General features: G+C 51.7%; 12 protein-coding genes. 8 read left to right on the forward strand and 4 right to left on the reverse strand.

The window, feature by feature from the left end; all coding sequences use genetic code 11:
• Window positions 1-186 precede the first annotated feature (186 nt).
• From J1784_RS10695 to J1784_RS10705, 3 genes are read left to right on the forward strand one after another with little or no spacing between them, the layout of a single operon-like run.
• The gene (locus J1784_RS10695) at window positions 187-501 is read left to right on the forward strand and encodes a YqcC family protein (RefSeq protein WP_217149179.1); all 315 of its coding nucleotides are present in this window, start codon (window positions 187-189) and stop codon (window positions 499-501) included.
• Between the two features lies 1 nt (window position 502).
• Window positions 503-1,282, forward strand: a complete 780-nt coding sequence (gene truC, locus J1784_RS10700) for a tRNA pseudouridine(65) synthase TruC (protein ID WP_217149180.1) — start codon at window positions 503-505, stop codon at window positions 1,280-1,282.
• A 42-nt stretch (window positions 1,283-1,324) separates the two neighbouring features.
• Window positions 1,325-1,774 carry a flavodoxin gene (locus J1784_RS10705; RefSeq protein WP_217149181.1) on the forward strand — a complete coding sequence of 150 codons (450 nt, stop codon included), beginning with the start codon at window positions 1,325-1,327 and terminating at the stop codon, window positions 1,772-1,774.
• A gap of 87 nt (window positions 1,775-1,861) precedes the next feature.
• On the opposite strand, the gene J1784_RS10710 is transcribed toward J1784_RS10705, so the two are convergent.
• From J1784_RS10710 to map, 4 genes are all read right to left on the reverse strand, one after another.
• Entirely contained in the window at window positions 1,862-2,251 is a 390-nt protein-coding gene (locus J1784_RS10710) for a DUF3461 family protein (RefSeq protein ID WP_056781756.1), read from the reverse strand.
• A gap of 144 nt (window positions 2,252-2,395) precedes the next feature.
• Complete coding sequence (gene dapD / locus J1784_RS10715; RefSeq protein ID WP_101079222.1) at window positions 2,396-3,220, reverse strand: 2,3,4,5-tetrahydropyridine-2,6-dicarboxylate N-succinyltransferase; 825 nt, start codon at window positions 3,218-3,220, stop codon at window positions 2,396-2,398.
• 46 nt (window positions 3,221-3,266) lie between these two features.
• Window positions 3,267-5,957: a bifunctional uridylyltransferase/uridylyl-removing protein GlnD gene (gene glnD / locus J1784_RS10720; protein WP_217149182.1), complete on the reverse strand. Its 2,691-nt coding sequence runs from the start codon at window positions 5,955-5,957 to the stop codon at window positions 3,267-3,269.
• A gap of 108 nt (window positions 5,958-6,065) precedes the next feature.
• Window positions 6,066-6,857 carry a type I methionyl aminopeptidase gene (gene map, locus J1784_RS10725; RefSeq protein ID WP_217149183.1) on the reverse strand — a complete coding sequence of 264 codons (792 nt, stop codon included), beginning with the start codon at window positions 6,855-6,857 and terminating at the stop codon, window positions 6,066-6,068.
• 367 nt (window positions 6,858-7,224) lie between these two features.
• Between map and rpsB the strand changes: the two genes are divergently transcribed.
• The 5 genes from rpsB to ispC all read left to right on the forward strand — a co-directional run bounded on the left by rpsB (window position 7,225) and on the right by ispC (window position 11,860).
• Window positions 7,225-7,950: a 30S ribosomal protein S2 gene (gene rpsB, locus J1784_RS10730; protein ID WP_217149184.1), complete on the forward strand. Its 726-nt coding sequence runs from the start codon at window positions 7,225-7,227 to the stop codon at window positions 7,948-7,950.
• Between the two features lie 147 nt (window positions 7,951-8,097).
• A complete protein-coding gene (tsf, locus tag J1784_RS10735; RefSeq protein ID WP_112288325.1) occupies window positions 8,098-8,949 on the forward strand; it encodes a translation elongation factor Ts in 852 nt (283 codons plus the stop codon).
• Window positions 8,950-9,108: 159 nt separating this feature from the next.
• Window positions 9,109-9,840: a UMP kinase gene (gene pyrH / locus J1784_RS10740; RefSeq protein WP_095923215.1), complete on the forward strand. Its 732-nt coding sequence runs from the start codon at window positions 9,109-9,111 to the stop codon at window positions 9,838-9,840.
• Between the two features lie 108 nt (window positions 9,841-9,948).
• A complete protein-coding gene (gene frr / locus J1784_RS10745; RefSeq protein WP_112288326.1) occupies window positions 9,949-10,506 on the forward strand; it encodes a ribosome recycling factor in 558 nt (185 codons plus the stop codon).
• 157 nt (window positions 10,507-10,663) lie between these two features.
• On the forward strand, window positions 10,664-11,860 hold the full coding sequence (gene ispC, locus J1784_RS10750; RefSeq protein ID WP_217149185.1) for a 1-deoxy-D-xylulose-5-phosphate reductoisomerase: 1,197 nt from the start codon (window positions 10,664-10,666) through the stop codon (window positions 11,858-11,860).
• The last annotated feature ends 230 nt before the right edge of the window (window positions 11,861-12,090 follow it).

Here is a 12,090-nt window from a genome sequence, read left to right on the forward strand (position 1 = left end):
ACACATCTGTGAAGAAAAAAGTGGCGGTAGTTTGCCCGTATCGGGCGTTTATCGCCACCACGAAAAACTTATGGTTGGATTGATAAATTGGATACGATGCAGAAAGTTGGGGCATCAGTCCTTCAATGTTATGCTTTGCGGCCCCAGGCGGAGGCTGTCCGGGGCCATGAACGAAGAGAGTCATTAATGAATACAGAAAACCAGGTTCGCGAGATTTTAGAAGATATCGAGCAGGTCATGCGTGACGATAAATTGTGGCACGCCACGCCACCGGAAGCGGAAGCCTTTGAAAGCAAAGAGCCGTTTTCCGTCGATACCATGTCAGCTGAACAATGGCTGCAATGGGTGCTGGTTCCCCGCATGTATGCGTTGCTGGAAGCGCATGCGCCATTGCCAACCCGTTTCGCTATCACCCCCTATTTTGAAGTGGCGATGCCTGAATCACTCCGTTTGCTGACTCAGCTGCAACGCCTTGACGATTTGCTGAATATAGAAGACTGACATGCTGGAAATTTTGTATCAGGACGAACATCTGGTAGCAGTGAATAAACCTGCTGGCATGCTGGTTCACCGCAGCTGGCTGGATAGCCATGAAACGGTGTTTGTGATGCAGACATTGCGTGATCAGATTGGTCAGCATGTGTTTACGGTTCACCGGCTGGATAAGCCGACGTCCGGCGTTTTGCTGCTAGCGCTGTCCAGCGAGGTGGCACGTTTACTGTCGCAGCAGTTCGAAAATAATCAGATGAGCAAAACGTATCACGCGGTAGTTCGCGGGTATGTGCCAGCAGACGGCACCCTGGATTACGCGCTGACCGAAGAGCTGGATAAAATCGCCGATAAGTTTGCGAATCCGGATAAAGCGCCGCAGCCTGCGGTCACGCATTATCGCGTTGTTACACAGGTTGAGATGCCGGTGGCTGTCGGACGTTACGACACCGCACGCTACAGTCTGATGGAACTGAAACCAGAAACCGGCCGCAAACATCAGTTGCGTCGCCATATGTCACATTTGCGCCACCCGATTATCGGTGACAGCGCGCACGGCGATTTAAAGCAGAACCGCGGCATGACCGAACACTTCGGCTGTTCCGGACTGATGCTGCACGCCAGCCATATGCAGTTGCCGCATCCGGTGACCGGAGAACCGCTTTCACTGAATGCACGCTGGGATCATCGCTGGCAGAATGTGGTGGCGCAGTTTGGCTGGCAGGGGAAAATCCCTGAGCTTGAAAGGGTTGAGTTTGCAGAAAGTTGCGGTCAGGATAGTCCACAAATTTAAGTCCTTTGATTGAAATATTGGCATCACACAGGAGTGAAACCCATGGCAGAAGTCGGAATTTTTGTCGGTACGGTATACGGCAATGCGTTACTGGTAGCAGAAGAAGCGGAAACCGTGCTGAAAGGCCAGGGCCATGAGGTCAAATTGTTCGAAGAAGGCACGCTGGAGGCCTGGCAGTATTACCGTCATCACTTTGTACTGATTGTGACGTCCACCACCGGTCAGGGCGATTTGCCGGACAGCATTGCGCCTTTGTATACCGCTATCCGCGATACCGTGGGTTATCAGCCAGAGCTGCGCTACGGCATGATTGCACTGGGAGATATCAGCTACGATCATTTTTGTGGCGGCGGCCATAAGCTGGATGATTTGTTGCAGGAACAGGGTGCATCACGTATCGGCGAAATGCTGGAAATTGATGCGATGGAAACGGCTGAACCCGAAACGGTCGCTGTTCCCTGGGTGGAAAAATGGGGTCAGTTGCTTAAATAACATCGCACCCGTCTTCTCTGCTCGCAATAAAAAAGGTCAGGTAAATGCCTGACCTTTTTAGTTTCTCAATCTTCTGGCTGCGAATAATCAGCGACCACTGGTCAGCTTTTCCAGATCGGATTCAATCTCTGTAATCTTATTCGCCACAACGGATTCCAGGTGACGCAGGTCATCAAGAATTTTACGCTTCAGATCCACTTCAACCTGATCGCGCTGACAGATTTGGTCCAGCTCATCAATCACATAGCGCAGGTTAGGGCTGATTTCATGAATTTCTTTATAACCTTGTCCCGCATTATCGGCGACGATGGTTTTGCGCTGGCGTGGATATTTAAATTTCACGCTTTTAGCAAAGAACTCACCTTTATCTCTGCGGAAGTAGATCTTCAGAATGTCGTTATTGGCCTCCTGACGCAGGCTGTAACGATCAATATCGTCGGGATTATTAATGCCCAGGCTTTTCAGATTGTCATACATAGCGCCACCTTCGTTTAGGAGAAAATCAGAGTGTCATGATGAACTGAACGGCGGCTTTAATCATTGATTAATTGCACAGTTTGCCGTTTAGAAGATAAAAAAATAGCGGGTTAGTTTTTAAAACAATACCCGCTCTTTTCAAGTTTAGTCGATTGTGCGCAATAACTCATTCAGGCCGGTTTTGCCCAGAGTCTTCGCATCCACTTTCTTAACGATCACGGCGCAATACAGGCTGTATTTGCCGTCTTTAGAAGGCAGGTTACCGGAAACAACAACGGAGCCCGCCGGCACGCGGCCGTAATGTACTTCGCCGGTTTCGCGGTCATAAATTTTAGTGCTCTGGCCGATGTAAACGCCCATGGAAATCACAGAGCCCTCTTCGACGATCACGCCTTCAACGATTTCTGAACGCGCGCCGATAAAGCAGTTATCTTCGATGATGGTCGGGTTAGCCTGCAATGGCTCCAGAACACCGCCGATACCCACGCCGCCAGAGAGGTGAACGTTTTTACCGATCTGCGCGCAAGAACCTACAGTCGCCCAGGTATCAACCATGGTGCCTTCATCAACGTAAGCGCCGATGTTGACGTAAGAAGGCATCAGCACGGTATTACGAGCAATGAACGCGCCTTTACGCACGGCAGCAGGTGGCACCACGCGGAAACCTTCACGCTGGAAACGCGCTTCATCGTAGTCAGCGAATTTCATGGGCACTTTATCGAAGTAACGGCTTTCACCGCCTTCCATGACCTGATTGTCGTTGATTCTGAACGAGAGCAGTACCGCTTTCTTCAGCCACTGATGCGTCACCCATTCGCCATCAATCTTCTCAGCCACGCGCAATTCGCCGCTGTCGATTTTGTTGATAACCTGAGTGATGGCGTCGCGCGTTACGCTGTCAACGTTAGCCGGGGTAATATCTGCACGGCGCTCGAAGGCTTGTTCAATAACGGTTTGTAGTTGCTGCATCCTGTTCTCTTTCCTGAATTGGTTTTAAAAGATAGTGGTACTTGTATCACATTTTATCGCCGGGGTTGAGTGCCTCAGTTAATCGGTGTGTGATTTCCTGACGAGTTTGCTTATCCAGCGCGCGGCGCTCACCGTTGGCCAGAATAAATAAGTCTTCTACGCGTTCGCCGATGGTCGAGATGCGCGCACCGTGCAGCGACAGCCCGAGATCAGAGAATACTTCCCCGACGCGGGCCAGCAGGCCAGGCTGATCAAGCGCTACCAGTTCCATATACGTGCGGCGGTCAGTATGCGTCGGCAGGAAACTGACGTCGGTCTGCACGCTGAAATGACGCAATTTTGGCGAAGGACGTCGCGCGCGCGGTGGCTGATAGGCCTGCGTCATCGATTGTTCCAGTGCGTAACGGATGGCTTCATGGCGGTCCTGAGCCAGCGGACTGCCGTCCGGTTCGAGCACGATAAAGGTATCCATCGCCATGCCGTCGCGATTGGTGAAAATCTGCGCGTCATGAATGCTCAGGTTACGTCGGTCGAGCTCACCAGCGACGGTGGCAAACAGATATGGGCGATCCGGGCTCCAGATAAATATCTCGGTACCGCCGCGCGTCGCCTGGCGGCTGACCAGCACCAGCGGTTTGGTGGAGTCGTGTTCCAGCAGATGTCTTGCGTGCCACGCCAGCTGATTCGGCGAGTGGCGAAGGAAATAATCTGCGCGGCATCGGCTCCAGATGCGATGCAGCGCTTCCTCATCAATATTGTCCATGCGCAGCAACGCCAGCGCCTGCAAACGGTGATGACGTACGCGCTCGCGCAGATCCGGCGTGTTCTGCATACCGCGGCGCAGCTGTTTCTCGGTAGCGAAATACAGCTCGCGTATCAGGCTCTGTTTCCAGCTGTTCCACAGGGTTTCGTTCGTGGCGCAGATATCGGCGACAGTCAGGCTGACCAGATAGCGCAGACGGACTTCGGTCTGCATTTCCGCCGCGAATTGCTGGATCTCATTCGGATCCTGAATATCGCGGCGCTGAGCGGTGACAGACATCAGCAGATGGCAGCGGACCAGCCACGCGACCAGCTGAGTTTCGCGGGAATTCAGCCCGTGCAGTTCGGCAAATTCCAGCACATCCTGCGCGCCGAGAATTGAATGATCGCCGCCACGGCCTTTGGCGATATCGTGGAACAACGCGGCCATCAGCAACAGTTCAGGCTGTGGCAGGCGCGGATACAGTTCCACACATAAAGGATGCTTCGGTCGCGTCTCTTCGTGGGCAAAACTTTCCAATTTTTGCAGGACGCGGATGGTGTGTTCATCGACCGTATAGGCGTGGAACAAGTCGAACTGCATCTGTCCGACGATTTGTCCCCATTGCGGCATATACGCCCACAACACGCTGTGACGGTGCATCGGCACCAGCGCACGGGATACCGCGCCCGGGTGGCGCAGAATCGACATAAACATTTCGCGCGCCTGTGGGATCATACACAGCGGCTCTTTCAGATGGCGGCGGGCATGGCGCAGCAAACGCACAGTGGTGGAGTAAATCCCTTTGATTTCGCGGTGACGCACCATCAGGTGGAACATGCTGATGATGGTTTCCGGGCGGTTATCGAACAGGGATTCGTCGCGCAGATCGATAAGGTCGCCGCGAAGCTGAAAATGTTCATCCAGCGGACGCGGTTTTTCATTCGGGCCAATCGCCAGAATCGCTTCATCGAACAGCTGCAACAACATCTGATTCAGCTCGCCGACCCGACGGGTCATGCGATAGAAATCTTTCATCATGCGTTCAACCGGCTGATTGCCTTCGCCCTGATACTGTAATAACTGCGCCACGCTTTGCTGACGGTCGAACAGCAGACGGTTGTCGTATCTCGGCAGAACCAGATGCAGGGCGAAACGGATACGCCACAGGAAACTTTGACATTCCAGCAGTTCGTTGCGCTCGGCTTTGGTCAGGAAGCCAAACGCGACCATTTCATCGAGCGACGTGGCACCAAAATGGCGGCGGGCAACCCACAGGATTGTGTGGATATCGCGCAGGCCACCGGGGCTGCTTTTGATATCCGGCTCAAGGTTATAGCTGGTACCGTGATAACGCTGATGGCGCTCATTCTGCTCGGCGATTTTTGCGCGGAAGAAGTTCGGTGAAGGCCAGAACCCGTCGCTGAAAATGTGTTTCTGCATACTGAGAAACAGCGCGACGTCGCCGCAAATCAGTCGGGATTCGATAAGGTTGGTGGCGACAGTTAAATCGGCCAGGCCTTCTAAGAGGCACTCTTCCAGCGTCCGGACGCTGTGGCCGACTTCCAGTTTGAGATCCCACAGAAGGGTGATCAGCTCACCAATGCGCAACGCCTGCTCGTCGTTGAGGCGTTTCTGGCTCAGGACCAGCACGTCGATATCGGATAAAGGATGCAGCTCGCCGCGCCCGTAGCCGCCGACAGCCACCATCGCGGTTTCAGGAATATTGTCGAACCCGTAGAATGTCCACAGACGTTGCAGCAGCTGGTCGATGTAATGCGCCCGCGCATCCACCAGTTCTTCCGCCCGTTGCCCGGCATTGAAGGCATCTGCCAGCCATACCTGAAACACTTCCATATGCTGTTTCAGGCTCTGACGGTTTAAATCGTCATCCGGATAGACAGCAGGGGAGGCAGGTTGTAGCGGGAAACTACGGGTGAGATCCTGCGTGGTTTCTGGTTGCAGACTCTTTTCAGCCGGAAAATTTTCAATCATGGGTGCGCAGCCCTACACGTGAGAGACCAATAAACGTGAAAGATAAAAAAACCGGCTTTCGCCGGTTTGATTCACAGATTTATACCCTCTCCGCAGAGCGGGCGACTGTTAGTCGTGCGTCAGGATAGCCGGGATGGTGTCATCCTTACGCAGCGTCATAATTTCACAACCGTTATCTGTCACCACAATAGTATGCTCGTACTGAGCCGACAAGCTGCGATCTTTAGTTTTTACTGTCCAGCCGTCTTTCATGGTGCGGATACGGAAATCACCGGCGTTGACCATAGGTTCAACGGTGAAAGCCATGCCAGCCTGTAATACCACGCCACCGTCATCCGCATCGTAATGCAGAACCTGAGGTTCTTCGTGGAAACCTTCGCCGATACCATGACCGCAATATTCGCGAACCACAGAGAATTTCTCCGCTTCGACGAATTTCTGGATCTCTTTACCCAGTGTACGCAGGCGAATACCCGGTTTGATCATGCGCAGCGCTATATACAGGCTTTCCTGTGTGATGCGGCAAAGACGCTCGCCCAGAATGGTCGGTTTGCCTGCGATGAACATCTTGGAGGTGTCGCCGTGGAAACCGTCTTTAATGACCGTGACATCGATGTTCACGATGTCACCATCTTTCAGGATTTTGTCTTCACTTGGAATACCGTGGCACACCACTTCGTTAATCGAGATACAGACAGATTTCGGGAAGCCGTGGTAATCCAGGCAGGCAGAAACCGCTTTCTGATTGTTCACGATATGATTGGCACAAATGCGGTCCAGTTCACCGGTGCTCACGCCAGGTTTGACGAAAGGCTCAATGATTTCCAGCACTTCGGCGGCCAGACGGCCAGCGACGCGCATTTTTTCGATGTCTTCAGGGGTTTTGATTGAAATAGCCATGTGTTGTCCTGCAGGTTCTGTGCATCAGGTGTGCTTTATTTCTACACCGATGTCGTCAATAATTAGCTGTGGCTTATGGTATCAGCCCTGATATTTGCTGCCAAACTATCATTTTCCGCTAAGCAATTCGGTGAACAAAAGTTGCTGTCCGGCCGTTATTTATGATATAAAGCGCGCCGGCAATCCGCTCTGGGTCTTACGACGCAAAGGGATTAAAGCCAAAATCACTCATTGTGTACTTATTAACGTAAGTAATAACACACACGTATCGACACATACGCCGGGGTGCCTTGGGAATTCGTTCTTCGGGGTCGGTTGTATGGGATACGTGGAGGCATAACCCCAACTACTTAATAGAGGTTTTATCATGGCAACTGTTTCCATGCGCGACATGCTCAAGGCCGGTGTTCACTTCGGTCACCAAACCCGTTACTGGAACCCGAAAATGAAGCCATTCATCTTCGGCGCTCGTAACAAGGTTCACATCATCAACCTTGAGAAAACTGTTCCAATGTTCAACGAAGCTCTGGCTGAGTTGCAGAAGATCTCCTCCCGTAAAGGTAAGATCCTGTTCGTTGGTACTAAACGCGCAGCAAGCGAAGCGGTAAAAGAAGCTGCACACAACTGCGACCAGTTCTTCGTGAACCATCGCTGGTTGGGCGGCATGCTGACTAACTGGAAAACCGTTCGTCAGTCCATCAAACGTTTGAAAGATCTGGAAGTTCAGTCTCAGGACGGTACTTTCGATAAGCTGACCAAGAAAGAGGCGCTGATGCGTACTCGTGAACTGGCTAAGCTGGAAAACAGCCTGGGTGGTATCAAGGATATGGGTGGTCTTCCTGATGCTCTGTTCGTAGTCGACGCTGATCACGAACACATTGCAATCAAAGAAGCTAACAACCTGGGTATCCCGGTATTCTCCATTGTTGATACCAACTCCGATCCGGATGGCGTTGACTTTGTTATCCCTGGTAACGATGACGCAATCCGTGCAGTAAATCTGTACCTGAGCGCTGTTGCTGCCACTGTTCGTGAAGGCCGTTCGCAAGACTTGGCTGTTCAGGCAGAAGAAAGCTTCGTAGAAGCTGAATAATAAGGCAAGCTCAGCAGAGCCCTTATTAACCAGGTATTGAAATATGTTGGTTAGGGGGCCTTTATTGGCCCCCTTTGCTTATCTTAAATGCGAGAAATATCTCACCGCAAAAAGCCTTTTTGCACTGAGATAATCGAGGAAAATACAATGGCTGATATTACCGCTGCCCTGGTAAAAGAACTGCGCGAACGTACTGGCGCTGGCATGATGGATTGTAAGAAAGCTTTGGTTGAAGCTAACGGCGACATCGAGCTGGCAATCGAAAATATGCGTAAATCTGGCGCGATCAAAGCGGCGAAAAAAGCAGGCAACGTAGCTGCTGACGGCGTGATCAAAACCAAAATCGAAGGCAACTTCGGCGTGATTCTGGAAGTTAACTGCCAGACTGACTTCGTTGCTAAAGATGCTGGTTTCCAGGCTTTCGCTGACAAAGTGCTGGACGCTGCTGTTGCAGGTAAAGTGACTGACGTTGACGTTCTGAAAGCTCAGTTCGAAGAAGAGCGTATTCAGCTGGTTGCTAAAATCGGTGAGAACATCAACATCCGTCGCGTTCAAATCCTTGAAGGCGATGTGCTGGGTAGCTACCTGCACGGCGCACGTATCGGTGTTCTGATTGCTGCGACCGGCGCTGATGAAGAACTGGTTAAGCAAATTGCTATGCACGTTGCAGCAAGCAAACCAGAATTCGTTAAGCCTGAAGATGTGTCTGCTGAAGTGGTAGAAAAAGAGTACCAGGTTCAGCTGGACATCGCGATGCAGTCTGGCAAGCCGAAAGAAATTGCAGAGAAAATGGTTGAAGGCCGCATGAAGAAATTCACCGGCGAAGTTTCTCTGACCGGTCAGCCTTTCGTTATCGATCCAAGCAAAACTGTTGGCCAGGTTCTGAAAGAGCACAACGCTGACGTGACTAACTTCATCCGCTTTGAAGTGGGTGAAGGTATCGAGAAAGTTGAGACTGACTTTGCTGCTGAAGTTGCAGCAATGACTAAACAGTCTTAATCAGTACCTGATACACCCTAAAATGGAACCGCTGCGAAAGGGCGGTTCCGTTTTATCCAGCCCCAAATTCCTATTACATTGTGCGTAAAGTCATTCTGACAGCGCTATGATGTAAAGACCGACTATCCATTAAGACACATTGCTTCTAGGACAGACACCATGGCTACCAATGCGAAACCCGTTTATCAACGTATCCTGCTCAAACTCAGCGGCGAAGCCCTGCAGGGCAGTGAAGGTTTTGGTATCGACGCGAGTGTATTAGATCGTATGGCTCAGGAAGTGAAAGAGCTGGTCGAACTCGGCATTCAGGTAGGCGTTGTGATCGGCGGCGGTAACCTGTTCCGTGGCGCTGGCCTCGCACAGGCGGGCATGAATCGTGTTGTAGGCGACCATATGGGTATGCTGGCGACTGTCATGAACGGCCTGGCAATGCGTGATGCATTACACCGTGCCTACGTTAACGCGCGCCTGATGTCTGCAATCCCTTTGAACGGTGTTTGTGATAATTACAGCTGGGCTGAGGCTATCAGCTTGCTGCGTCATAACCGTGTGGTGATTTTCTCCGCCGGTACCGGCAATCCTTTCTTTACCACTGACTCAGCTGCCTGTCTGCGCGGTATCGAAATCGAAGCTGATGTGGTATTAAAAGCCACCAAAGTTGATGGCGTGTATTCCGCTGACCCGGTGAAAAACCCGGAAGCGACGCTGTATGAAAGACTGACCTATCAGGAAGTGCTGGAACAGGAATTGAAAGTGATGGATCTGGCGGCCTTTACGCTGGCCCGCGATCACAATCTGCCAATTCGTGTTTTCAACATGAATAAGCCTGGCGCACTGCGTCGCGTGGTGATGGGTGAAAATGAAGGGACGCTGATTTCTAAAGCGGAGTGATCCTTCACAATTGAACATTACGTTCAGCCAGCCTCTGCTGGCATGAGTATTCACGGACTATACTGATGTTATGGTCTGCCAGGTAACCCGCTTTCAAAGGTTAACAACGTGATTAACGAAATCAAAAAAGACGCTGAAATTCGTATGGAAAAATGCGTCGAATCATTCAAAACCCATATCAGCAAAATCCGCACCGGCCGTGCATCTCCAGGCATCCTGGATGGCATCATGGTGGAATATTACGGTTCAGCCACACCTTTACGCCAGCTGGCGCAGGTGACTGTTGAAGATTCCCGTACTCTGGCTATCTCCGTGTTTGACCGTTCAATCAGCGCAGCGGTGGAAAAAGCGATCATGACCTCTGATTTGGGTCTGAACCCATCTTCAGCAGGCGCGACTATCCGCGTTCCACTGCCAGCACTGACCGAAGAACGTCGTAAAGACCTGATCAAGGTTGTACGTGGTGAAGCAGAGCAGGGCCGTGTGTCCGTGCGTAACGTTCGCCGTGATGCGAACGATAAAACCAAAGCACTGTTGAAAGATAAAGAAATCAGCGAAGACGAAGATCGCCGTTCTCAGGACGACATCCAGAAACTGACTGATATTTTCATCAAGAAAATCGACGTTGCTCTGACCGAGAAAGAAGCAGAGTTGATGGAGTTCTGATCCGACTTTAGCTTGCTCCCAAGCGCCGCAATTGCGGCGCTTTGTTTTTATCGGGCTTTTATTTTTTTACCGCTTGGCGCAATCTCATAGACAAGCCAGATGAGAGGTTTCAGACTGTGCACTTTCCGAATTTACGAGCGCTATCCCGGGCATTTTCATGAAACAAATGACTATTCTTGGTTCGACAGGGTCTGTCGGCACCAGCACGCTTTCCGTTGTCCGGTCGAATCCTGACGATTTCACCGTTAAAGCACTGGTTGCAGGGCGCAATGTTGACGTTATGGCGCAGCAGTGTCTTGAATTTCAGCCGGCTTATGCCTCAATGGCGGATGAAGCTTCTGCCCGTGCGCTGAAAGCTATTCTGGCTGAACAGGGATGCCGAACCGAAGTGCTTTCCGGTCCTGATGCGGCTATCGAACTGGCGGCCCTTGATGATGTTGACCAGGTGATGTCGGCTATCGTGGGTGCTGCGGGACTGTTACCCACACTTGCCGCTGTCCGTGCTGGTAAACAAGTGCTTCTGGCCAATAAAGAATCGCTGGTCACCTGCGGACGCATCTTTATGGATGCCGTGCGCCAAAGCCAGTCACAGCTTTTGCCGATCGACAGCGAACACAACGCGATTTTCCAGAGCCTGCCGGAAGCTGTTCAAAAACAGCTGGGGTTTGCTTCTCTCGAAGAGCACGGCATTTCACGCATTATTCTGACCGGCTCCGGCGGTCCGTTCCGCGAGCTCCCTTTGAGCCAGTTTAGCGATGTGACGCCTGACCAGGCATGTGCTCATCCAAACTGGTCGATGGGGCGCAAGATTTCAGTGGATTCCGCCACCATGATGAATAAAGGTCTTGAGTACATTGAAGCGCGCTGGCTGTTTAATGCCTCAGCCGCAGAAATGGAGGTCATCATTCATCCGCAATCGGTGATCCATTCAATGGTACGTTATTGCGACGGAAGTGTGCTGGCTCAGCTGGGATCGCCGGATATGCGCACGCCAATTGCGCATGCGATGGCCTATCCGCAACGCGTGAAGACTGAAGTGGAAGCGCTGGATTTCTGCAAAATGGGCGCCATGACCTTTGGTGCGCCAGATTATGCGCGTTATCCATGCCTGCAACTTGCCATTGAAGCCAGCAATACCGGCCAGGCCGCCACCACCGCGCTGAATGCAGCTAACGAAATTTCTGTCGCTGCTTTCCTCAACGGTGAACTGCGCTTTACTGACATTGCTTCGCTTAACCGTGAGGTCATGGAGCAACTTGTGAGTGCTGAACCCGATTCTGTTGAGGAAGTGTTGCAGATAGACGCATTGGCGAGGGCACGAGCGAAAGCTAAACTTCGTACTTTTGCGATGTAAGCCCGTTTTAGTACTTATGCAGCAGTTTGTTAGCATCACACTGAGATGGTATAGTCTGCGCCACACTGGCAGCAGATTTGGCTTTTCAGAGACTGAATGTTACAGGTGGAATCGGTGAGCTGTCAGTCAAGCCGTGCCTGAAAGGGAGACACGGCTTTTTTGCGCGTGTAGTCGCATAAGCGACAAATAGGTGCAGCGCCAGTTGGCTGTTCTGGTGTAAGCCTGAAGAA

This window comes from Rahnella ecdela, from assembly GCF_019049625.1.
Classification (GTDB): Bacteria; Pseudomonadota; Gammaproteobacteria; order Enterobacterales; family Enterobacteriaceae; genus Rahnella; species Rahnella ecdela.

Bases quoted from the DNA above. Each gene is read 5' to 3' on its own strand.
- pyrH (WP_095923215.1), top strand. From the start codon at position 9,109: ATGGCTACCAATGCGAAACCCGTTTATCAACGTATCCTGCTCAAACTC.
- dapD (WP_101079222.1), bottom strand. From the start codon at position 3,220: ATGCAGCAACTACAAACCGTTATTGAACAAGCCTTCGAGCGCCGTGCA.
- rpsB (WP_217149184.1), top strand. From the start codon at position 7,225: ATGGCAACTGTTTCCATGCGCGACATGCTCAAGGCCGGTGTTCACTTC.
- map (WP_217149183.1), bottom strand. From the start codon at position 6,857: ATGGCTATTTCAATCAAAACCCCTGAAGACATCGAAAAAATGCGCGTC.
- ispC (WP_217149185.1), top strand. From the start codon at position 10,664: ATGAAACAAATGACTATTCTTGGTTCGACAGGGTCTGTCGGCACCAGC.
- truC (WP_217149180.1), top strand. From the start codon at position 503: ATGCTGGAAATTTTGTATCAGGACGAACATCTGGTAGCAGTGAATAAA.
- tsf (WP_112288325.1), top strand. From the start codon at position 8,098: ATGGCTGATATTACCGCTGCCCTGGTAAAAGAACTGCGCGAACGTACT.
- glnD (WP_217149182.1), bottom strand. From the start codon at position 5,957: ATGATTGAAAATTTTCCGGCTGAAAAGAGTCTGCAACCAGAAACCACG.
- J1784_RS10695 (WP_217149179.1), top strand. From the start codon at position 187: ATGAATACAGAAAACCAGGTTCGCGAGATTTTAGAAGATATCGAGCAG.
- J1784_RS10705 (WP_217149181.1), top strand. From the start codon at position 1,325: ATGGCAGAAGTCGGAATTTTTGTCGGTACGGTATACGGCAATGCGTTA.
- J1784_RS10710 (WP_056781756.1), bottom strand. From the start codon at position 2,251: ATGTATGACAATCTGAAAAGCCTGGGCATTAATAATCCCGACGATATT.